Here is a 21,216-nt window from a genome sequence, read left to right as displayed (position 1 = left end):
CCGTCGCAGGACCCATCGGATCCGCAGCCTCCGTCTACGCCTACACCCGCTGAAGACCCAGAAGGGGCCGGCCCCGATCCGCATTCGGACACGGCGGTTCCGGCCGCCTCCCACCAATTCCCCTCTTGCCAAGCTGCGCGGCGCCGTCGTTTCCTGGGTCGAGGGAAGACGGACGGGACCGCGGGCTTTGTCACGGCGCGGGCCGAGCGTCTAGAAGGGGCCCGATGAAGATCAGACCTGTCGGCCCCCTGCTCGCCCTGGCGGCCGGTTTCTCAGCCCTCGTGTCCCCGGCCCCGGCCGATGTCACGATCGGCGTCGCGGTGCCGCGGTCGGGCGCCTACGTGGCCGTCGGCGAGCAGGTGCTGCGCGGGGTCGAGGCGGCGGCGCGCGACGCCAACGCCCGGGGCGGGCTCGACGGCGAGCCCATCACCCTCGACGTGCAGGACGATGCCTGCGATTCCAACAAGGCCACGGCGGTCGCCAACCACTTCGTCCAGGCCAAGGTCGGCCTGGTTGTCGGCCATGTCTGCTCGAACGCCTCGATGGCGGCCTCCGAGGTCTACGCCGCCAACGGCATCCTGATGATCACCGCGGCCTCGGTGGCGGCCAAGCTCACCGACCGCGGGCTGCCCACGATCTTCCGGGTCTGCGGCCGCGACGACGACCAGGCCCGGCTCTCCGCCACCGTGCTGGCCGAGCGCTTCCGCGACCGCAAGATCGCCCTGATCCAGGACCTGACCCCGGCCTCCCGCACGCTCGCGGCCGCCACCAAGGACAATCTCAACCGCATCGGCATCAACGAGGCGATGTCGGTGGCCTTCTCGCCGAGCGACGCCGACGACGCGGCGCTGGCCGACCGGCTGAAGGCGGCCGGGATCGACGTGGTCTATTACGGGGGCGACGCCACCGAGATGGGCCGCCTCGTGCGGATCTCGGCCGAGCGGGGCTTCCGGCCGCAATGGTTCGGCACCTCCGCCATCGCCACCCAGGATTTCGCCAAGATCGCCGGCCCGGCGAGCAACGGCGTGCTGATGACCTTCTACCTCGACCCGAGCCGCCAGCCGGCGGCGGCGGCCGTGGTCCAGGCCTTCAAGGCCGAGGGCGTCGAGCCGACGGGCTCCACCATCTACGGCTACGCCGCCCTCCAGGCCCTGGTGGCGGCGGGCAACTTCGCCCATGCGAGCGACCCGAAGGCGATCGCCGCGACCCTCCACCGGGAGCGCTTCGACCTCGTCCTCGGCCCGGTCGGCTTCGACGCCAAGGGCGACGTCACCGCCCAGGGCTACGTGCTCTACGTCTGGAAGGACGGGGCCTTCACGCCGGCGGGGAAGTAGCCCGCGGGGCCTGCTCCGCCCGCGAAGCAGGCTCTGCCTGCGGAGCCTGCTCCGCCCGCGCGGCGCGGGCTCCGGGCGGGCGTCAGCCCGGCGCCGGCAGGGCCTCGGCCGCCGCCACCTCGGCGCCCCGGCCGAGGTCGCGCAGGAGCCCGGCGAGGTGCGGCCGGACCCTGAGCTGGCGGGCGTGCAGGCGCCGCACCGCCGCCTCGAGGCTGCCGCCGCGTTCGAGCATCGCGTCCGCGAAGGCGATCATCCGGGCGTTCGGCCAGGCGGGCTCGCGCAGGGCGTGGAGCCGGGCCACCAGCGCCTCGGCGGGGGTGTCCGGCGCGTCCTGGGCGAACAGCATCAGCAGGGCGGCGGTCGAGCGGGACAGGCCGTAATGGCAATGCACCAGGAGGTGTCCGGCCCCCCGGGCCTCGGTCCCGAAGGCCAGGATCGCCGCGATGTCGGCGCGCTCGGGCGGCACCAGCCCCTCGGCCGGCGCCAGGCAATCGTGGAAGCGCAGGGTCGTGCGCCGATGCGCCGGGAAGCCCGCGAGGCCGGCGGGCTCGGGCGAGCCGGGATCGAGGAGCGACAGCACGTGGCTGACGCCGCGCTCGGCGTGGCCGGCGATCTCCTCGAGGCCGCAGACGGTGTGGAGGGTGATGCTCTCGGGTGTCACGGGGCCGGGTTAGCACGCGCGGTTCCCGGTTTCGAGGCGGGAACCGGCGTGTTAGGGCCTGCGCGCAGGGCATGGCTGAGCATGGCCGCGCGCGCCGGGCGGTCCGGTGCGGTCCCGGCGGATCGTTTCGGCGCCATCTCCGTTCGTGAACGGCGGGCCCGCCCCCCAACCGGACGACAGGACGGCGACCTTTGGACGACACGGACGACCACTTCCCGACGGATCCCATCGCGGCGCGTCCCGCGATGCCCCCGACCTTGCCCTCGACCCTGCCCCCGACCTTGCCCCCGACCTTGCCGAGACGCGCCCTGCTCGCCGCCGGCCTCGGCGGCGCGGCCTCGGGCGCCCTCGCGGCGCCGGCGCTGGCCCAGTCGGCGCCGGAGCTGCGCTGGCGCCTCGCCTCGGCCTATCCGAAGAACCTCGACATCCTGTTCGGCGCCTCCGAGACCCTCTGCCGCCTCGTGGCGGAGGCCACCGACGGGCGCTTCCAGATCAAGCCCCTCGGGGTCGGCGAGGCGGTGGGGGCCGAGGGGCTCCTCGACGCGGTGGCGGCGGGCAGCCTCGAGATGGGCCACGCCCCCGCGACCCTCGCGACCCCGAAGGACCCGACCTTCGCCCTCGCCACCGCCCTGCCCTTCGGCCTCAACGCCCGCGGCCAGAACGCCTGGTGGCTCGCCGGCGGCGCCAGCGAGCTCTTCGCCGAGATCTTCGCCAAGCACGGGCTCGCGACCCTGCCGGGCGGCAATACCGGGGCGCAGATGGGCGGCTGGTTCCGCCGCGAGATCAAGGGCGTGGCCGACCTCCAGGGCCTGAAGATCCGCATCGCCGGCCTCGGCGGCCAGGTGCTGGCCAAGCTCGGCGCCGTGCCGCAGGCGACGGCGGGCCCCGAGATCTACGCGGCCCTCGAATCGAAGGCGATCGACGCCGCCGAGTGGATCGGGCCCTACGACGACGAGAAGCTCGGCCTGCAGAAGGTGGCGCCGATCTACCATTATCCGGGCTTCTGGGAGGGCGGCGCGATGCTGCACTTCTGGCTCAACGCCGAGAAGTGGAAGGCCCTGCCGAAGACCTACCGGGCGGCGCTCCAGGGGGCCGCCGCGCAGGTCGGCGCCGAGGTGCAGGCGCGCTACGACGCCCGCAATCCCGGGGCCCTGCGCCGCCTCGTGGCGGGCGGGGCGCAGCTGCGGCCCTTCCCCCAGGACGTGATGGAGGCCGCCCTCAAGCAGGCCAACGAGGTCTACGGCGAGATCGCGGGCAGGAACCCCGACTTCAAGCGCATCTTCGAGGCGATGAAGACCTTCCGGAACGAGGAGTATCTCTGGTTCCAGGTGGCCGAGTACACCTACGACAACTTCATGATCCGGGCCCGGGCGCGGGGCTGACCGCCGGATCAAGAAAAAAGGCCACTCCCGAAGGAGCGGCCCGAAGTCTAGGGAGGAAACGCCCAAGGAGGGCAGCGGGACCGCGACGCCATCGCGGTCCCGCGATGCACAATCTGAACCTCCTGTGGATGATTTCAAGAGCGATGGGGCAGCAGGGCTGTCGTTTTTGGTGCGGTTGCGTGCATTGATACTGCCATGTGTTCAAAATGCCGCATCCAGTCCGCGCCCCGATTTCGCGCCGATGCGGCCACGAACGGCCAAGTCTCCGTCCGATAAACGCCTGAACCTGCGAGGTATTCGCGCTCCGGTCGGGTGGCGCTCCTCTGTCCGGGGGCTGCCGGCCCCGGTTCCGGCGGCCCCGGGGACATGCGGCGCGCGCGCTCTAGCTTGCAGGGTGATATTTTCGCGCGGCGGCGGGGCAGGATGGCCATTCAGGCGGGACGTATTCGCATTCTCCACGACGTCGCGCCGCGGGCCGGGGGCGCCTACGTGCTCTACCTGCTCCAGCAGGCGAATCGCGCGCATTTCAACCCGGCCCTCGAATACGCCATCGCGGAGGCCAACCGGCTGAAGCTCCCGGTGGTGGCCTGCTTCGGCCTGCTCGACGGCGAGAGCGGCTTCCCCGAGGCCAATGCCCGCCACTACGCCTTCCTGCTGCAGGGCCTCGCCGAGGCCAAGGCGGGGCTCGAGCGGCGCGGCGTCGCCTTCGTGATGCGCAAGGCGTCGCCGGCCGAGATCGCCGTCGACCTCTCAGGCCGGGCGGCGCTGGTGGTCCTCGACCGCGGCTACCTGGCGATCCAGAAGCGCTGGTACGGCGCGATCGCGGAGGGCGTCGACACCCGCCTCGTGCAGGTGGAGGGCGACGTGGTGGTGCCCGTCGAGACCGCCTCGGGCAAGCACGAATACGCCGCCCGCACGCTCCGCCCGAAGCTGCACCGGATCTGGGAGGCGTACATCGCGCCCCTCGCGAGCCGGCGCCTCCTGCACCGGGCGGACGAGCGCGACCTCCCGCGCGGCATCGACCTCTCCGATCCGGACGCGGTGCTGGCCGGGATGAACCTCGACCGGTCCGTGGCGCCGGTGAAGCGCTTCCGGGGCGGCGAGGGCGCGGCGCGGGCGCGCCTGAAGGCCTATCTCGCCGGCCCCTTCGCGGATTACGGCAGCGACCGGAACCGGCCCGAGGCGGGCGCGGCCTCGCATATGAGCCCCTACCTGCATTTCGGGCAGATCTCCCCGGTGGAGATTGCCCTCGCGGTGCGGGCGGCGCGGGCCGGCCAGGCGGAGGACAAGGCCGCCTACCTGGAGGAGGTCATCGTGCGGCGCGAGCTCGCGATGAACCACGTCTTCTACACCGAGGGCTACGACGCCTACGCGCGGGCCGTCCCCGACTGGGCGCGCAAGACGCTGGCCGAGCACGCCCGCGACCCGCGCCCGCACCGCTACAGCGAGGACGAGCTCGCCGAGGGCCGCACCCACGACCGCTACTGGAACGCCGCCCAGGCCGAGATGCGCGAGACCGGCTACATGCACAACCACCTGCGCATGTACTGGGGCAAGAAGATCCTCGAATGGTCCCCCTCCCCCGAGGAGGGCTTCGCCCGGACCCTGCGTCTCAACAACCGCTACTTCCTCGACGGCCGCGACCCGAACTCCTTCACCAACGTCGCCTGGGTCTACGGCCTGCACGACCGCCCCTGGGCCAAGCGCGCGATCTTCGGCACCGTCCGCTACCAGAGCGAGAACTCGCTGCGGAAGTTCGACGCCAAGGCCTATCTGAAGAGCGTCGAGGACCTCTGCGCCGCGGAGGCCTGAGCGGGGCGGCTTTCTCCCCGGGGGACGGCACCAGGGGCCGGACGCCGGCCCTTTTGCGGCGGATGCGAGGGTGCGCCGCCATCCTCCCTTCACCCGATCCGTGCCAGTCTCGGGCTCCGATCCCCCGCTCCCCGCGGGAGGGCCCTCGAACCCGGACCGACGCAGGGACATGCCGCGACGCCCCTTCTACCGCCGCTCGATGGTGCGGCTGCGCGATGCCTCGGCGGACGCCTTCGCGCTCTGGCGCCGGCGCCTGCTCTTCCTCCTCGGGGGCATCTGCGTCGGCCTCGCGGCGGTGCTGATGGCCAAGGTCGCGGACGCCGCCCAGGCGGGCTTCAAGCTCGTTCTCGCGGTCTCGCCCTGGATCGCCCTGGTGCTGACGCCCCTCGGCTTCGGGCTCGCGGCCCTCCTGGCGCTGACAATCTTCCCGAATTCGCAAGGGTCCGGCATCCCGCAGGTGATCGCGGCCCGCCACACCCGGGATCCGGGCTTCCGGCACGCCCTGATCTCGCTGCGCGTCGCCTTCGGCAAGATCGTCGTGATGGCGCTCGGCCTCCTCTGCGGCGCCTCGGCGGGCCGCGAGGGGCCGACCGTGCAGGTCGGCGCCGCCCTGATGGCGGCGGTGGGTCGGCTGACGCCCGAGCGCCTGCCGGGGCTGATCCTCGCGGGCGGCGCGGCCGGGGTGGCGGCGGCCTTCAACACGCCGCTGGCCGGCATCGTGTTCGGCATCGAGGAGCTCGGGCGCACCTACGAGGCGCGCACCACCGGCCTGATCGTCGCCGCCATCGTGGCGGCCGGCCTCACCTCCCTCTGGCTCGTCGGCAACTACACCTATTTCGGCACCGCGCGCGCGACGCTGGCGATCGGCCCGGGCTGGATCGTGGTGCCGCTCCTCGGGGTGCTCGGCGGCCTCGGGGGCGGCCTGTTCAGCCGCATCGTGATCCTGTTCGGGCGGGGGCTCCCGGGCCGGCCCGGCCGGCTCATCGCCCGCCGCCCCGTCGCGTTCGCGATGCTGTGCGGCCTCGGCGTCGCCCTCTGCGGCCTCGCCACCGGGGGCGCCGTCTACGGCACCGGCTACGAGGAGGCCCGCGCCATCCTGCACGGGGACGCGGCCGTGCAGGCCGGGTTCGCGCCAATGAAATTCGCCGCCACCGTCCTGTCCGCGATCAGCGGCATCCCGGGCGGGCTGTTCGCCCCCTCGCTCGCCGTCGGGGCCGGCCTCGGCGCCCACTGGCACGCCCTGTTCCCGGAGGTCTCCGTCGGCGCCCTCGTTCTCGTCGGCATGGTCGCCTACCTGACCGGCGTGCTGCAGGCGCCGATCACCTCCTTCGTGATCGTCACCGAGATGACCCAGGACCACGCCATGATGATCCCCCTGATGGTCGCGGCCCTGGTGGCGGACGCCGCCTCGAAGCTCGTCTGCCGGGGCGGCCTCTACCACGCCCTCGCCGACATCCTCCTGGCCCGGGCCGACCCCGCCGCGCCGCCGGCCGCGCGGACGGCGTGAGCCGGGAAGACGGCTTGGCCGCAGGCCGGAACGGTTGAGCTTCCGCCGGGTTATCGCTCGATTCCCTCGACTGCGACGGATTGCACGCCATGACCCTCCTGAAATGGGCCCTCATCTGCTTCGTGATCTCGCTGATCGCCGGCGGCCTCGGCTTCACCGGCATCGCCTCGGGCGCCGGGTCCCTCGCCCGCATCCTGTTCGGCCTGTTCCTGCTGGTCGCGATCGTCATCGTGGTGGTGGCCTTCGCCATCGGCCAGGCGGTGTTCTAGCGCCGTGCCGGCGCAGCCGCGCGCCACGGCCGGCCCAGCGACGGCCGGCCAGGCCACGACAGGCCAAGCCATGACGGGCCAAGCCATGACGGGCCAGACGATGGCCGGGACGGTCTGCCTCGTCACCGGGGCGACCTCCGGCATCGGCTACGAGACGGCGCTCGGGCTGGCCCGGGCCGGCGCCCGCGTCGGCCTCGCCGGGCGCGACGCCCGCAAGGTCGAGCGCACGATCCGGGAGATCGCGGCGGCGGTGCCCGGGGCGGAGCTCGACGCTTTCGTGGCCGACCTCTCGGCGCAGGCCGAGATCCGGCGCCTCGCCGCCGAGGTGCTGGCCCGCTATCCCCGCCTCGACCTGCTCGTGAACAATGCGGGGGCGATCTTCGACCGGCGCGAGACCACGGTCGACGGGATCGAGCGCACCTGGGCCCTCGACCATCTCGGCTACGTGCTCCTGACCCTCGCGCTCCTCGACCGCCTCAAGGCGAGCGCCCCGGCCCGGATCGTCAACGTCGCCTCGGCCGCCCATACCCGCGGGCGCATCGATTTCGACGACCTCGAGGGCGCGAAGCGCTACAGCGCCATCAAGGCCTACGCGCAGGCCAAGCTCGGCAACGTGCTGTTCACCGCGGCCCTGGCGCGGCGGCTCGCGGGCACCGGCGTCACCGTCAACGCCCTGCATCCCGGCGTCATCAACACGGGGTTCGCCCGGAACACCGGCGGCCTCCTCGGCTTCGGCTGGGGCCTGATCCGGCCCTTCCTCAGCGCGCCGGCGGACGGCGCGGCGACCTCGCTCCACGTCGCCACCGCCCCCGACCTCGCGGGGGTCAGCGGGCGCTACTTCGCCCGCTCCCGGCCGGTCGCCCCCTCGGCCGAGAGCCAGGACCGCGCCGTGCAGGAGCGGGTCTGGGAGATCAGCCTGCGGCAGGTCGGGCTGACGGCCTGACCCGACCGCCCGGTCAGGCCGTCCGCGCCAGCCCCGCCGTGAAGGCCGCGTGGCCGCGCTCGAGCTCCCCCGAGAGGGCCCTGGCGATCAGCGCCCGGGTCTCCGCCACGCCGTAGAGGGCGATGAAGGAGCCGAAGCGCGGGCCGCGCGCCTCGCCGAACAGCACGTTGTAGATCGTGGTGAACCAGGCCTGCGACACGCCGGGGCGCCCGTCCGGGCTCTTGGCCTTGCCCGACAGGTCCGGGAAGTGGCGCCGGCCGACCTCGTAGACCACCGCCTGCAGGGCCTCCGGGTCGGTCGAGCCCGCGTGCCCGGCGAGGGAGGCCGCGAGGTCCTCGAGCGCCGCGCGCTCCTCCGGCGTCGGGGTCCGGTAGGTCTTGGCCGGGCGCACGAAGTCCCGGTAATAGGCGAGCGCGTGGCCGACCAGCCGGTCGAGGCCCGGATGGGTCTGCGGGCCGATGCCGTCGGCGTAGCGGCGGATGAAGCCCCACAGCACCGCCGGATCCTCGGCATTGGCCACCGCCACGAGGTTGAGGAGCATCGCGAAGGTCAGGGTCGTGCCCTTGCTCCCCGCCCCGCCCCCGACCGTCTCGGGCGCGGGCGGGGCGCCCGCGTGCAGGTGCCAGACCGGGTTGCCGAGGCGCAGCTTCGGATCCTGGCCCGGGTAGCGGTCGAGGAAGTTCAGGTACTCGTCGACGTGGCGCGGGATCACGTCGAAGAACAGGCGCTTGGCCTCGCGGGGCTTGTTGTACATGAACAGGGCCAGGGATTCGGGCGTGCCGTAGGCGAGCCACTCGTCGATGGTGAGCCCGTTGCCCTTCGACTTCGAGATCTTCTGGCCGCCCTCGTCGAGGAACAGCTCGTAGTTGAAGCCCTCCGGCGGCTCGGCCCCGAGGGCGCGGGCGATCTGTCCCGAGAGCTTGACCGAGTCGATCAGGTCCTTGCCGGCCATCTCGTAATCGACCCCGAGGGCGACCCAGCGCATCGCCCAGTCGGGCTTCCACTGCAGCTTGGCATGGCCGCCGGTGATCGGGGTCTCGTAGGCCTCGCCGGTCTTCGGGTCGCGCCAGACCAGGGTGCCGGTCCCGGCGCGGACCTCGTCGATCGGCACCTGCATCACCTCCCCGGTGACGGGGTGGAGCGGCAGGAAGGGCGAGTAGCTCGCCGAGCGCTCGGCCCGCAGCGAGGGCAGCATGATCGCCATCACGGCGTCGTAGCGCTCGGCGACCCGCATCAGGGTCGCGTCGAAGATGCCCGCGCGGTAGCACGCGGTGGCCGAGCGGAACTCGTAGTCGAAGCCGAAGGCGTCGAGGAAGCGGCGCAGCTCCGCGTTGTTGTGGGCCCCGAAGCTGTCATGGGTGCCGAAGGGGTCGGGCACCCGGGTCAGCGGCTGGTTGAGGTGGCGCGCCAGGAGCTCCCGGTTCGGCACGTTGTCGGGCACCTTGCGCAGGCCGTCCATGTCGTCCGAGAAGGCGATCAGCCTGGTCGGCACCCGGTCCTGCGTCAGGACCCGGAAGGCGTGGCGCACCATCGAGGTGCGGGCGACCTCGCCGAAGGTGCCGATATGCGGCAGCCCGGACGGGCCGTAGCCGGTCTCGAACAGCACCTCGGATTTCGGCTCGCGCTCCAGGCGCGCCACGAGCTTGCGCGCCTCCTCGAACGGCCAGGACGCCGCGTGGGCGGCGGCCTCGATCAGGGCGGGGTCGAGGGAGAGCGGGGACGGCATGATCAGGAACGACAATTCGAAGACGGGGATTTCGCGACGGGCCGCACCCTAGTGCGCTTTGCCGGGCCGCGGAATTCCCCGCGGCTGTTTTTGTGGCGCCGCCGCGGCCGGCGCCCCGCCGTTCCTCAGAACGGCGAGACGGGGAAGAAGCGCAGGTAGATCTCGGCGTAGCGCCCGTCGTCCCAGAGGCGCTGGAGCGCGTCGTCGAGGGCGCGGGCGAGCGCCGCGTCCTCCTGGCGGGTGACGAGGCCGATGCCCTCGCCGAAGTAGCGGTTCTCCAGGTAGTCGCCGCCGATCAGCGCGCAGCAATTGCCGGATTCGAAGCCGCCGGCGAAGAGCGCCAGCCCGAGCCCGTCGGCGAAGACGTAGTCGACCTCGCCCCGGCGCAGCGCGCCCTCCGCCGCCGAGAGGTCGGTGAAGTCCCGCGCGGCCGCCTTCGGAAAGAAGGCCCTGAGGTAGGCCGCGTGCGCGCTGCCGGCGATCACCCCGACGCTCCTCTCCGCCAGCGCCGCCGCGGAGGGCGCCGGCAGGCCGCGATCGGTGCGGGCGATGAAGCGGGCCGGCCAGCGGAAGAACGGCCGCGTCGCGAGGAAGCGCGCGCGCAGGGCCGGGGTCAGGGGGATCGCCGCCGCGACCACGTCGCCCTGGCGCTCGTTCAAGGCGTCGAGCAGCGTGTCGAAGCGGCGCGCCTGCACCGTGCAGGTGATCGCCAGGCGCTCGCAGACGGCGCGGGTCAGCTCCACCACGAAGCCCGTCGGGTTCCCGTCCGGCCCGGCGAAGTGCAGCGGCGGGAACTCGTCATCCGTGAGGAAGCGGACGGCGCGGCCGGTCTGGGGCGCCTCGACCCGCTCGCCCCGGCTGCGCGGGTTCCAGAAGTTCGGGATCGCCACCGTCCGGGTCTCGGCAGCAGGGGGCGCCTCGGCCCGGACCGGGATGGTTGCGCTCGCAACGAAAATGGGAATGATGGCCCATCGGGCTCGGCGAAGCGGGCCGGATCGGCGTGTGGGTCGGTTCGCACCGATGAGGCGCTGGCACAAGGCGGAGAAGGGTCGGCTCACCCTCCTCCCCTAGCACCGTTCCGGAGCCGGCGGGAGCGGGCACGTGTCGTTCCTCGGGACACCCTCGCCGTGGTCCGGCGCGCGGGCGCTGCCGCCGGAGCTCGCCTTCCTGCTGGCGCAGGGCGGCGACCCGGCCGCCCTCCTGCGCGCGGCGGCGCTCGCGCGTGCCAGCGGCAGCGACGGCGCCACCGCCCTGCTGCATGCGGGGCTGATGAGCGAGGAGGCCTATTACCGGGCCCTGGCGCGCGCCCTCGGCGCACCCTTCCTCGACGGGCCGATCCCGCTCCGGGCGGGCCTGCGCGTCCCCGACAGTCTCGCGGCCGGCTTCGCGCCGCTGGCGGCCGGCGCGCCCGCCGCCTTCGTGCTGGCGCCGCGCGGCTCCGAGATCGCTGAGTGGCTCGCCGGCCGCAGCCCGCCGGGGCGCGTGCCCGCCATCACCACGCCGACGCGCCTGCGCGCGGCGGTCTTCGCGGCGCTGCCGGAGCGGATCGCGGCCTACGCCTCGGACGCGCTCGGGGTGCGGCGGCCGGACTGGGCCTTCCGCCCCGGCCTGCGGCCGAGCCAGGCCGTCCTGATCGCCCTCCTGGTGGCGACGCTCGCCTGCCTCTGCGCCTGCCTGCCGCCCCTGGCCGTCCTCTGCGTCACCTGCGCGGGGCAGAGCGCCTTCCTGGCGATGGCGACCTTCCGGCTCGGCGCCCTCTGCATCGTCGCGCCGGTGGCGGCGCCCGAGCCGGGCCCCCTCGCCGAGCCCGACCTGCCCGCCTACACGGTGCTCGTCGCCCTCCACCGGGAGGCCGCCGTGGTGCCGCGCCTCGTCGCCGCCCTGACGCGGCTCGACTATCCGGCGACGAAGCTCGACATCAAGCTCGTGATCGAGGCGGACGATGCCGGGACCGCCGCGGCGATCGCCGCCGAGGCGCTGCCGCCCTGGTTCGAGGTCGTGGTGGTGCCGCCGGGCCTGCCCCGCACCAAGCCGCGGGCGCTGAACGCCGCCCTGCCGCTGGCCCGCGGCGCCTGCCTGGTGGTCTACGATGCCGAGGACGTCCCCGAGCCGGGCCAGCTGCGCCGGGCCGCCGCCCGCTTCGCCCGGGGCCGGCCCGACCTCGCCTGCCTGCAGGGCCGCCTCGTCATCGACAACGCCGCCGATTCCTGGCTCACCCGCTGCTTCGCCCTCGAGTACACCGCCCTGTTCGACGTCCTCGGCCCCGCCCTCGCCCATTGGCGCCTGCCGACGCCGCTCGGGGGCACCTCGACGCATTTCCGCACGGACATCCTGCGGGCGCTGCACGGATGGGATGCCTGGAACGTCACGGAGGATGCCGATCTCGGGATGCGCCTCGCGGTCGCGGGCTACGTCGTCGGCGACCTGCCGAGCGCCACGATCGAGGAGGCGCCGGCCGAGATCCGCCCCTGGCTGCGCCAGCGCACCCGCTGGATGAAGGGCTTCCTGCAGACGAGCATCACCCACGGCCGCCGGCCCTGGCGCAACCTGCGGGCGCTCGGACCCCTCGGGACGCTCTGCGCCCTCGCGCTGGTGCCCGGCACGGTGGTGTCGGCCCTGATCTACCCGTTCTTGATGGGGGCGGCCGCGCACGCCTTCCTGCTGCGCCCGGTGCCGGCGGGCCCCGAATTCTGGCCGAACCTGCCGACCGGCCTCGCCATCACGATCTTCCTCACCGGCGTTGCCGCCATGCTCCTGCCCGCCGCGCTCGGGGCGCTGCGCCGGGGCTGGATCGACCTCGTGCCCTTCGTGCTGGTGCTGCCGTTCTACTTCCTGCTCGTCAGCCTCGCGGCCTGGCTCGGGGTGATCGAGCTGATCCGCGCCCCGAACCGCTGGAACAAGACCGAGCACGGCCTGTCGCGCACCTCCCGCAGCGGCGCCCTCGCGCGGCGACCGGCCGGACCCGGTCCCGTCAGATCCGCTTCGCCAGCTCGGCCGCGGTCTCGTCCGCCGGGCGCTGCAGGTTGAGGGCGCCGATGAAGCGGTTCCGCCCGTCCATCACGTAGACCAGCGCCGTGTGCTCCATGGTGTAGTCGTCGCCCTTGGCCGGCACCTTGCGCGCGTAGGCCCGGTAGGCCTTGACCGCCGCGGCGACCTGGTCGGAATTGCCGGTCAGCCCGACGATGCGCGGGTCGAAGCTGCCGAGATACTGCTTCAGGCTGTCCGGCGTGTCCCGCTCCGGGTCGACGGTGATGAACGCGACCTTCATGGCCCGCGCCTTGTCGCCGAGGGCGGCGAGCACGTCGGAGATCTGCTGCAGGGTCGTCGGGCAGATGTCCGGGCAGTGGGTGAAGCCGAAGAACACGAGGTGCGTCGCCCCCGCGAAGTCCCGCTCGGTGACGGTCCGGCCGTCCTGGCTGACCAGGGTGAAGGGGCCGCCGACGCTCGCGGTCGCGACCGGCGCCCGCTCCGGCGCCAGGGTCAGCACGGCCGCCGCCGCGAGGCCGATCAGCCCGGCGAGGAACGCCCCGAGCGGCAGGAGCAGGCGGCGCGTCCGGTCGGAGAGCATGGGTTGTCCTCACCACAGGCGGCCGCCCCGGGGCGGCCCGGGCGTGGCGAACCACGCGGGCGCCCCCCTGGCAAGGGGGCATGCGGTCGCCGCGGGGTTGCGCGCCTGCGGCCGGGCCCCCGGCCGTGCCGCCGCGCACGCGGGGCGGGCCCCCGGCCGCGCCGCGGCCGTCAGGATGCCGCGGCGGCCTGGTCGGCCTCCGCCGGCAGGATGGCGGCGCCGCGGGAGAGCGCCTCGCCCACCATCAGGATCGCCGGGCCGTCGTAGCCGGAGGCCTCGATGCGGTCGGCGAGGTCGGCGGCGGTGCCGCGCACCACGGCCTGGTTCGGGCGCGTGGCGTTGAAGGTGACGAGGGCGGGGGTGCCCGGCGCCAGGCCCTCCGCGATGGCGCGGGCGAGCAGCACCCGCAGGGTGCGCTTGGGCATGTAGACCACCGTGGTCACGCTCGGATCGGCGAGGGCGCCCCAGTTCAGGTCCTCGGGCAGCGCCCCCCGGCGGTCGTGGCCGGTGACGAACTGGAGGCGGCGCGCCGCGTCGCGGTGGGTCAGCGAGACCCCGAGGGAGGCCGCCGCGCCCTGCGCCGCGCTCACCCCCGGCACCACCGTGACGGGGATGCCGGCGAGGCGGCAGGCATCGATCTCCTCGCCGGCCCGGCCGAAGACCAGGGGGTCGCCGGACTTGAGGCGCACCACCTGCTTGCCGGTTCGGGCGAGCTGCACCATCAGGGCGTTGATGTCGTCCTGGCGGCAGGAGGGGCCGTGCCCGGTCTTGCCGACCAGCATGGTGCGGGCCTCGCGCCGGGCGTAGTCGAGGATCTCGGGGGCGACGAGGTCGTCGTACAGGATCACGTCGGCGTTGCGCAGCGCCCGCAGCGCCTTGAGCGTCAGCAGTTCGGCATCGCCCGGCCCGGCGCCCACCAGGGTGACGGCCCCGCCCTTCGGGGCGGCCTGGGTCTCGCCGAGGAGGTCGGCGAGGTCGCGCGCGCCCGGGGCGCGGTCCGGCTCCGCGAAGGCCCGGTCGGTGAAGCGCTCCCAGAAGACGCGGCGCTCGGAGAAGCCGTGGAAGCGGGCGCCGACCGTCTCGCGCCAGTCGCGGGCGGCGGCGACCCAGGTGGCGAAGCCGCGGGGCAGCATCGCCTCGATGCGGGCCCGCACGGTCTGGCCGAAGACGGGGGCGGCGCCCTCCGTCGAGATGCCGACCACGAGGGGCGAGCGGTTAACGATGGCGCCGAACTTGACGTCGCAGAGATGGGGCCGGTCGACGGCGTTGACGATGGCGCCGGCGGCGCGGGCCGCCGCCACGAAGGCCACGCACTCCGCCTCGTCCTCCAGGGCGCCGATGCAGAAGGCCGCCCCCGCCAGATCCTCCGGCGTCCAGGCGCGCCGGTGCAGGGTGACGCGGCCGGCCACGACGTCGCCCGGCACGGCGGCGAGCTCCTCCGTCGGCTCGGGGGCGTAGACGTCGACCTCGGCGCCGGCGGCGGCCAGGAGCTTCACCTTCCAGGGCGCGCCGCCGTTCGAGCCGGCCAGGACCGCGCGCTTGCCCTGGAGCGGCACGAAGACGGGCAGGACCGCGAGGGGCTCAAGCCCTTGGCCGCGCGTCTCGCGGGGCTGGCGGGGTGTACTCATGGTGTCGATGCCGATCGGAGTTCAGGCTGGTCCCGTGAGGCGCCGCCCCTCGCGGGGCGGGCTCGGGGCTGGGGATGGTTCGGGCGGGATCGCGGCGGTGCCCCCGGCGCGGCCCTCGGCCTCCGGCTCCTCCCCGCGAGGGGGTGGAGGGAGGCGGCTCCCCCCAAGATGGCCCTCAAGCCGCGCTGCGCGCAAGCGGCTCGGGCAGGAGCTTGCGGATCTCCGGTATGCAGGAGCCGCAATTCGTGCCGGCCTTGCAGGCCGCGCCCACCGCCTCGACGCTGCCGGCGCCCGCCGCGATCACCCCCGTGATCACGTCGAGGCCGACGCCGTGGCAGGCGCAGACCGTGGGGCCGGCGGCCGCCGCGGCGGCGCGGCCGGAGAGCAGGGCGCGGCGCGCCGGCGCCTCGGGCTCGGCATCGGCGAACAGCGCCTTGGCGGCCTCCCAGTCGGGCTTCGCCTCGGCGGGCGCCAGCGACAGGCAGGCGACGAGGCGCCCGGCCTCGTAGACGGCGCAGCGGTAGCGGCCGCGGGCGTGGTCGGCGTACTCGGCGAGGTCCAGGCCCTGGAAGGCGCCGCGCATCATCAGGGCGATCTCGCGGGAGCCGTCCTGCGTGGCGAATTGCAGGGCCGAACCGCCCAGGATCGTGGCCCGCGCCCACCACCAGCCGGCGGGGGGCGCGTGCTGGTCGCGGGTCAGCAGGAACCCGCGCGAGCGGTAGGCCACGGGCCTGACCCGGGCGGGCGTCGCCTTCAGCTCGGGCTGGCCGGAGACGGGATCGGGCACGCCGCGCACCACCGCGCCGACCCGGGCCCTGGAGGCGGTGGCGTCGCTCCAGTGCATCGGCATGAACAGGCTGCCGGGGCGCACCCCCTCGGTGACCATCACCTCGAGCTCGGCGCCGCCGTGCTCGCTCGCGACCTCGCAGAGGCCGCCGTCCACGAGGCCGAGGGGCCCGGCGTCGTCGGGATGGATCTCGCAGAAGGGCACCGCGCGGTGGGCCGAGAGGCGCTGGCTCTTCCCCGTGCGCGTCATCGTGTGCCAGTGGTCGCGGACGCGGCCGGTGTTGAGCACCAGCGGATAGGCCGCGCTGGTGTCCTGGGCGAGGGCCGGCGGCTGCACCGCGACGAAGCGGGCGCGCTGGTCGAAGGTGAAGAAGCGCCCGTCCGCGAAGAGCCGCGTGCGGCCCCTCGTCCCGGCGGAGCCGCGCTTGGGGAGGGGCCATTGCACCGGCAGGTTCGTCGTGTAGGCGCCGTCGCTGATGTCGCTCAGCGCCCCGATGTCGAAATCGCGGGTGCCGTTGTTCTCGAAGGCCGAGAGCGCGGCGTGCTCGCGGAAGACCGCCGCGACCGACAGGTAGGAGAAGCCCCGGCCGTGGCCGAGGCGCCGGGCGACGTCGCTGAGGATCGCCCAGTCGGGCCGGGCCTCGCCGGGGGCCTTGAGGAAGCTGCGCTGGCGCGAGATGCGGCGCTCGGAATTCGTCACCGTGCCGTTCTTCTCGCCCCAGGCGAGGGCCGGCAGCAGAACCGTGCGCCGCCCCGCCGCCCGCGCCGTGTCGCTGTCGGCCATCACCTCGGAGACGACGTAGAGGTCGAGCCTGCGCAGGGACGCCCGGATGGCGTCGGCGCGGGGCATCGACACCAGGGGGTTGGTGCCCATCACCCACAGGGCCTTGATCTTGCCCCGCTCGATCGCCTCGAACAGGGCGACGGCCTTCATGCCCTCGCCCGTGATGATGCGCGGCGCCCCCCAGAAGCGGCGCACCCGGTCCACTTCCTCGGGGGCGAAGTGCATGTGGGCCGCCAGCATGTTGGCAAGGCCCCCGACCTCGCGCCCGCCCATGGCGTTCGGCTGGCCGGTCAGCGAGAACGGGCCCATCCCGGGCTGGCCGATCCGCCCCGTGGCGAGGTGGCAATTGATGATGGCGTTGCCCTTGTCGGTGCCCTGCGCCGACTGGTTCGCGCCCTGCGAGAAGGCCGTGACGACGCGCGGCGTGCGGGCGAACAGGTCGAAGAAGCCGCCGATCTCGGCCTCCGGCAGGCCGGTCGCCAGGGCGGTGGCGGCGATGCTCGGCGCGATGGCGCGGGCGCGGTCGAGGGCGGTGTCGAAGCCCGCCGTGTGCTCGGCGATGAAGCGCTGGTCGAGGGCGCCCCGGTCGGCGAGGTGGACCAGGAGGCCGGAGAACAGGGCCGTGTCGGTCCCGGGCCTGAGGCCGAGGAAGAGGTCGGCCTCCTCGCCCGTCTGGGTGCGGCGGGGATCGATGACGACGAGCTTGGTGCCGCGCTTCGTGCGCGCGTCGACCATGCGGCGGAACAGGATCGGGTGGCACCAGGCCGTGTTCGACCCCACCAGCACGATCACGTCGGCCTCGTCGAGATCCTCGTAGCAGCCCGGCACCGTGTCGGAGCCGAAGGCGCGCCGGTGCGCCGCGACCGCGCTCGACATGCAGAGCCGCGAGTTGGTGTCGACGTGCGGGGTGCCGAGGAAGCCCTTCGCGAGCTTGTTGGCGACGTAGTAATCCTCGGTGAGGAGCTGCCCCGAGAGGTAGAAGGCGATCGATTCCGGGCCGTGCCGCTCGGCGGTCCGGCGCAGGCCGCCCGCCACCGCGCCGAGGGCCTGCTCCCAGGAGACCCGGGTGCCGTCGAGCATCGGGTGCAGCAGGCGGTTCTCCAGGGACAGGGTCTCGCCCAGCGCCGAGCCCTTGGAGCAGAGGCGCCCGAAATTCGCCGGATGCTCGGGGTCGCCCGCGATCCCGGCGCCGCCCTGCCCGTCCGGGGTCGCGAGCACGCCGCAGCCGACGCCGCAATAGGGGCAGGTGGTCCGCACGACGGAAGACGGCTCCGGCACTTGGACGGTCATGGCAGGATCCTCAGGCGTGGTCGCGGTCGGCGGCGTTCGTCGGTCGCGCGGGCCGAAGGCCTCGCAGCAAGAGCCGGGCCGGCCGGCGCGGGGTCCCCTCCCGGCCGGGAGGGGACGGGGCTTGCGCGCTCAGTACACGTCGGCCTGGTAGCGGCCGGTCTTGCGCAGGGCGGCGAGGTAGGCGACCGCCTCGTCCGGGTTCTTGCCCCCGTGCTGGGCCGCGACGTCGATGATCGCCCGCTCCACGTCCTTGGCCATGCGCTTGGCGTCGCCGCAGACGTAGAAATGCGCGCCGCCCTCGAGCCACTTCCAGAGGTCGGCGCCGTTCTCGCGCATGCGGTCCTGGACGTAGGTCTTCTCGGCTCCGTCGCGGGACCAGGCCAGCGACAGGCGGGTCAGGACCTTGTCGTCGCGCAGCGTCGTCAGCTCGTCCTTGTAGAAGAAGTCCGAGGCCTGGCGCTGGTGGCCGTAGAACAGCCAGTTGCGGCCCGGCGCCCGGGTGGCGGCGCGCTCGCGCAGGAAGGCGCGGAACGGGGCGATGCCGGTGCCCGGCCCGCACATGATCACGTCCTTGCCGAGATCCTCCGGCAGCGCGAAGCCGTGCGCCTTCTGCAGGTAGACCTTGACGGTGGTCCTCTCGGACAGGCGCTCGCCGAGATGGGTCGAGGCGACGCCGAGGCGCAGCCGCGAGCGGTGGTTGTAGCGCACCGCGTCGACCGTGAGGGAGACCCGGCCCGGGTCGGCCTTGGGCGAGGACGAGATCGAGTAGAGCCGGGGCTGCAGCTCGTCGAGGGATTCGAGGAAGACCTCGGCGTCGGGCCGCGCGCCGGGGAACTTGTGGAGGGCGCCGAGCACGTCGAGATAGGCGGCGTCGCCGTCCGGGTCCTCGCCGGCGGCCAGCGCCTGCGCCTTCCGGCGCGCCTCGCCGGCGGTGAGGAGCGAGAGCAGCTGGTAGAGGCCGTCCGGCGCCGCCCCGAGGGCGTAGTCAGTGAGCAGGCGCTGGCGCAGGCTCTTGCCGCCGATGATCCGCTCGGGCCGGGCGCCGAGCTCGGCGATCACCGCGTCGACCAGGGCCGGAGCGTTGGCGGGGAACAGCCCGAGGCTGTCGCCCACCGCGTAGGTGATCGGCGTGTCCGTGAGGTCGATCTCGATGTGCCAGGTCTCCTTCTCGCCCCCCGGCGCGTTGAGGCGCGTGCGCGACAGGAAGGTCGCCTCGACGGGGTTCTCGCGGCAGAAGCCGAGCGGGCCGAGATCGGCCGGCTTCGCGGGGGCGTCGCCGGCCTCGGCCTTCCTCGGGGCGGCGCCGGCGCCCGCGCCGAACTCCTCCTCGAGCTTCTTCAGCATCCGGAGGGTGTCCTTGCCGCCCGGCTGGCAGAGGTTCAGGCGCTCCTCGTTCTTGAGGAAGATCGCGTTGGCGTAGTCGGCGCAATTGTAGCCGCACTGGCCGCAATCCTGCTGGGCCATGGCGGCCATCAGCTTCTGCGGCTCGGGGCGTTCCCTGGCCATCTCCATCCGGTCGGTGATCGGCAGGGAGGGGTCGTGCCAGGGCGCGTCGTCGTTGTCGGCGAGCCGCGGGCCGCCGGGCGCCTCGCCGGGCGCGAGCGCCGTCGCGCCCTCGACGGCGGGGCCGAGGAGGGCCGCGAAGTAGCCCGAGAGCCAGGAGCGCTGGTCCGCGTTGAAGGGGGCGGTCTCCGGGATGAGGACGAGGGGGGGCGTGACGTGCTCGCTCATGCTGCGGCCTTCAGGACGGGCTGGTCTTCGGCCAGCGAACGCAGGGATTCGGGCCCGGTGCGGGCCGTGAAGGCCTGGAAGCTCTCGGCCCGGCTCTCGCGGTCCTTGAGGTAGACGCGCAGCAGCGCCTCGACCCGGCCGGGGCAATCCTCGGCCTTGACCGCCTTCCAGATCTCGGTGCCGATCTTCGGGCTGTCGCCGAAGCCGCCGCCGACCACGATGTCGTAGCCCTCGACGGTGTCGCCCTCCTCCGAGACCACCACCTTGGCGCCGATGAGCCCGATATCGCCTATATAGTGCTGGGCGCAGCTGTGATGGCAGCCGGTGAGGTGGACGTTCACCGGAACGTCGAGCTCCGTCAGGTTCGCCTCGATGTAGTCGGCGATGACGAGGGCGTGGCCCTTCGTGTCGGAGGCGGCGAACTTGCAGCCGCGGTTGCCCGTGCAGGCGACGAGCCCGGCCCGGATGCTCGACGCGCTGGTGGTGAGCCCGAGCGCCGCCACGCGGGCCTCGACCTCCGCCACCTTCGCGTCCGGCACGCCGGAGAACAGGAAGTTCTGCCAGACCGTCATCCGGATGGCGCCGTCGCCGCACTCGGCGGCGATGCGGGCGAGCGCCCGCATCTGGTCGGTGGTCATCTTGCCGACGGGCAGGATCACGCCGATCCAGTTCAGGCCCGCCTGCGCCTGCGCGTGCACGCCCACATGCGCGAAGCGGTCCATCGGCCCGCGGGGGGCGATATGGGCCGGATCGACCCGCGCGAGCCGGCGGCCGAGGACCTCCTCGACGGCGGCGAGGTACTTGTCGAAGCCCCAGGCGTCGAGGACGTACTTCATCCGGCTCTTGTTGCGGTTGGTGCGGTCGCCGTTCTGGATGAAGACCCGCAGGATCGCATCCGCCACCTGGTTGCACTCGGAGGGGCGCAGCACCACGCCGGTGTCGCGGGCGAGGTCCCGGTGGCCCGAGATGCCGCCGAGCACGAGGCGCATCCACACGCCGGGCTCGACGCTCGCGCCCTCGATCACCCGCACGGCCTGGAAGCCGATGTCGTTCGTCTCCTCCAGCACCGGCATGACGCCGCCGCCGTCGAACGCGACGTTGAACTTGCGCGGCAGGCCGTAGAGCGAGCGGTCGTTCAGGATCCAGTTGTGCCAGGACTTGGCGAGCGGGCGCGTGTCGAGGAGCTCCTGCGCGTCGATGCCGGCCACCGGCGAGCCCGTGACGTTGCGGATGTTGTCGGCGCCCGACCCGCGGGCGGTCAGGCCGAGGTCGATCAGGCCGTCGAGGAAGGGCTGGCCGTGCTCGGGCGTGATCTCGCGGACCTGCAGGTTCGCCCGGGTGGTGACGTGGCTGTAGCCGCCCCCATGCGCGTCGGCGAGCTCGGCGATGCCGGCGAATTGCCAGTGCTGCAGGATGCCGTTCGGGATGCGCAGCCGGCACATGTACGAGTTCTGGGCCGGCGCCACCCAGAACAGGCCGTGGTAGCGCCAGCGGAAATTGTCCTCGGGCTTCGGCCCCTTGCCGGTGGCGGCCTCCTCGATCAGCCGGTTGTGGCCCTCGAAGGGGTTCTCGGCCCGCTTCCACTTCTCCTGCTCGCAGAGCTTGCCGCCGGCCTTCGCGGTGGCGTCCTGCGCCCTGATGTGGATCGCGTCCGGGCCCGTGGGCTCGGCGGGCGCGCCGCCGCCCTGGCCGAGGGCGAGGCCCCCCGTCAGGCGCGCCGCCGCGATGCCGGAGGCGAAGCCTTCGAGGTAGCGCTTCTGCTCGGCGTTGAAGTCTTCAGCCACGATCAGCCTCC

15 protein-coding genes are annotated in these 21,216 nt (G+C 73.6%); 7 read left to right on the top strand and 8 right to left on the bottom strand.

Going from position 1 to position 21,216, the window contains the following annotated elements; translation table 11 throughout:
• Window positions 1–224: 224 nt before the first annotated feature.
• Window positions 225–1,334 carry a branched-chain amino acid ABC transporter substrate-binding protein gene (locus F6X51_RS18585; protein WP_150965162.1) on the top strand — a complete coding sequence of 370 codons (1,110 nt, stop codon included), beginning with the start codon at window positions 225–227 and terminating at the stop codon, window positions 1,332–1,334.
• A gap of 82 nt (window positions 1,335–1,416) precedes the next feature.
• Here F6X51_RS18585 and F6X51_RS18580 read toward each other — a convergent pair whose 3' ends face one another.
• Window positions 1,417–1,995 (bottom strand): tyrosine phosphatase family protein, encoded by a 579-nt coding sequence (locus tag F6X51_RS18580; RefSeq protein ID WP_150965161.1) that lies wholly within the window; start codon window positions 1,993–1,995, stop codon window positions 1,417–1,419.
• 245 nt (window positions 1,996–2,240) lie between these two features.
• On the opposite strand from F6X51_RS18580, the gene F6X51_RS18575 reads away from it, so the two are divergent.
• The 5 genes from F6X51_RS18575 to F6X51_RS18555 all read left to right on the top strand — a co-directional run bounded on the left by F6X51_RS18575 (window position 2,241) and on the right by F6X51_RS18555 (window position 7,908).
• A complete protein-coding gene (locus F6X51_RS18575; RefSeq protein ID WP_191970169.1) occupies window positions 2,241–3,377 on the top strand; it encodes a TRAP transporter substrate-binding protein in 1,137 nt (378 codons plus the stop codon).
• Window positions 3,378–3,800: 423 nt separating this feature from the next.
• Window positions 3,801–5,189, top strand: coding sequence for a deoxyribodipyrimidine photo-lyase (locus tag F6X51_RS18570; protein WP_150965160.1), 1,389 nt, complete (start codon window positions 3,801–3,803; stop codon window positions 5,187–5,189).
• Window positions 5,190–5,358: 169 nt separating this feature from the next.
• On the top strand, window positions 5,359–6,696 hold the full coding sequence (locus F6X51_RS18565) for a chloride channel protein (protein WP_150965159.1): 1,338 nt from the start codon (window positions 5,359–5,361) through the stop codon (window positions 6,694–6,696).
• Window positions 6,697–6,785: 89 nt separating this feature from the next.
• A complete protein-coding gene (locus F6X51_RS18560) occupies window positions 6,786–6,965 on the top strand; it encodes a DUF1328 domain-containing protein (protein WP_056469231.1) in 180 nt (59 codons plus the stop codon).
• Between the two features lie 100 nt (window positions 6,966–7,065).
• Entirely contained in the window at window positions 7,066–7,908 is an 843-nt protein-coding gene (locus tag F6X51_RS18555) for an SDR family oxidoreductase (RefSeq protein WP_150965174.1), read from the top strand.
• 13 nt (window positions 7,909–7,921) lie between these two features.
• Here the strand turns inward: F6X51_RS18555 and F6X51_RS18550 are convergent, their stop codons facing one another.
• Window positions 7,922–9,634 (bottom strand): lysine--tRNA ligase, encoded by a 1,713-nt coding sequence (locus tag F6X51_RS18550; RefSeq protein ID WP_150965158.1) that lies wholly within the window; start codon window positions 9,632–9,634, stop codon window positions 7,922–7,924.
• 125 nt (window positions 9,635–9,759) lie between these two features.
• The gene (locus tag F6X51_RS18545; RefSeq protein ID WP_246696883.1) at window positions 9,760–10,569 is read right to left on the bottom strand and encodes a transporter substrate-binding domain-containing protein; all 810 of its coding nucleotides are present in this window, start codon (window positions 10,567–10,569) and stop codon (window positions 9,760–9,762) included.
• Window positions 10,570–10,735: 166 nt separating this feature from the next.
• Here F6X51_RS18545 and F6X51_RS18540 point away from each other — a divergent pair, with 166 nt between their 5' ends.
• On the top strand, window positions 10,736–12,661 hold the full coding sequence (locus F6X51_RS18540; protein WP_191970167.1) for a glycosyltransferase family 2 protein: 1,926 nt from the start codon (window positions 10,736–10,738) through the stop codon (window positions 12,659–12,661).
• Here F6X51_RS18540 and F6X51_RS18535 read toward each other — a convergent pair.
• The 5 genes from F6X51_RS18535 to F6X51_RS18515 all read right to left on the bottom strand — a co-directional run bounded on the left by F6X51_RS18535 (window position 12,606) and on the right by F6X51_RS18515 (window position 21,205).
• The gene (locus F6X51_RS18535) at window positions 12,606–13,202 is read right to left on the bottom strand and encodes an SCO family protein (protein WP_150965157.1); all 597 of its coding nucleotides are present in this window, start codon (window positions 13,200–13,202) and stop codon (window positions 12,606–12,608) included. The genes F6X51_RS18540 and F6X51_RS18535 overlap by 56 nt on opposite strands.
• Before the next feature lie 170 nt (window positions 13,203–13,372).
• Window positions 13,373–14,830, bottom strand: coding sequence for a siroheme synthase CysG (gene cysG, locus F6X51_RS18530; protein ID WP_150965156.1), 1,458 nt, complete (start codon window positions 14,828–14,830; stop codon window positions 13,373–13,375).
• A gap of 175 nt (window positions 14,831–15,005) precedes the next feature.
• Window positions 15,006–17,690: a nitrate reductase gene (locus F6X51_RS18525; RefSeq protein ID WP_150965155.1), complete on the bottom strand. Its 2,685-nt coding sequence runs from the start codon at window positions 17,688–17,690 to the stop codon at window positions 15,006–15,008.
• A 129-nt stretch (window positions 17,691–17,819) separates the two neighbouring features.
• Window positions 17,820–19,421 carry a sulfite reductase subunit alpha gene (locus F6X51_RS18520; protein WP_150965154.1) on the bottom strand — a complete coding sequence of 534 codons (1,602 nt, stop codon included), beginning with the start codon at window positions 19,419–19,421 and terminating at the stop codon, window positions 17,820–17,822.
• Window positions 19,418–21,205, bottom strand: coding sequence for a NirA family protein (locus F6X51_RS18515; RefSeq protein WP_150965153.1), 1,788 nt, complete (start codon window positions 21,203–21,205; stop codon window positions 19,418–19,420). The genes F6X51_RS18520 and F6X51_RS18515 overlap by 4 nt, the downstream gene beginning before the upstream one ends.
• Window positions 21,206–21,216: the final 11 nt, after the last annotated feature.

Source organism: Methylobacterium planeticum (assembly GCF_008806345.1).
Lineage (GTDB): Bacteria > Pseudomonadota > Alphaproteobacteria > Rhizobiales > Beijerinckiaceae > Methylobacterium > Methylobacterium planeticum.
This window is presented reverse-complemented; position numbering and strand designations above follow the sequence as displayed.

Excerpts from the sequence above, each read along its gene's own strand:
- F6X51_RS18585 (WP_150965162.1), top strand. The coding sequence starts at position 225 with ATGAAGATCAGACCTGTCGGCCCCCTGCTCGCCCTGGCGGCCGGTTTC.
- F6X51_RS18560 (WP_056469231.1), top strand. The coding sequence starts at position 6,786 with ATGACCCTCCTGAAATGGGCCCTCATCTGCTTCGTGATCTCGCTGATC.
- F6X51_RS18570 (WP_150965160.1), top strand. The coding sequence starts at position 3,801 with ATGGCCATTCAGGCGGGACGTATTCGCATTCTCCACGACGTCGCGCCG.
- F6X51_RS18565 (WP_150965159.1), top strand. The coding sequence starts at position 5,359 with ATGCCGCGACGCCCCTTCTACCGCCGCTCGATGGTGCGGCTGCGCGAT.
- F6X51_RS18555 (WP_150965174.1), top strand. The coding sequence starts at position 7,066 with ATGGCCGGGACGGTCTGCCTCGTCACCGGGGCGACCTCCGGCATCGGC.
- F6X51_RS18575 (WP_191970169.1), top strand. The coding sequence starts at position 2,241 with ATGCCCCCGACCTTGCCCTCGACCCTGCCCCCGACCTTGCCCCCGACC.
- F6X51_RS18535 (WP_150965157.1), bottom strand. The coding sequence starts at position 13,202 with ATGCTCTCCGACCGGACGCGCCGCCTGCTCCTGCCGCTCGGGGCGTTC.
- cysG (WP_150965156.1), bottom strand. The coding sequence starts at position 14,830 with ATGAGTACACCCCGCCAGCCCCGCGAGACGCGCGGCCAAGGGCTTGAG.
- F6X51_RS18520 (WP_150965154.1), bottom strand. The coding sequence starts at position 19,421 with ATGAGCGAGCACGTCACGCCCCCCCTCGTCCTCATCCCGGAGACCGCC.
- F6X51_RS18525 (WP_150965155.1), bottom strand. The coding sequence starts at position 17,690 with ATGACCGTCCAAGTGCCGGAGCCGTCTTCCGTCGTGCGGACCACCTGC.
- F6X51_RS18550 (WP_150965158.1), bottom strand. The coding sequence starts at position 9,634 with ATGCCGTCCCCGCTCTCCCTCGACCCCGCCCTGATCGAGGCCGCCGCC.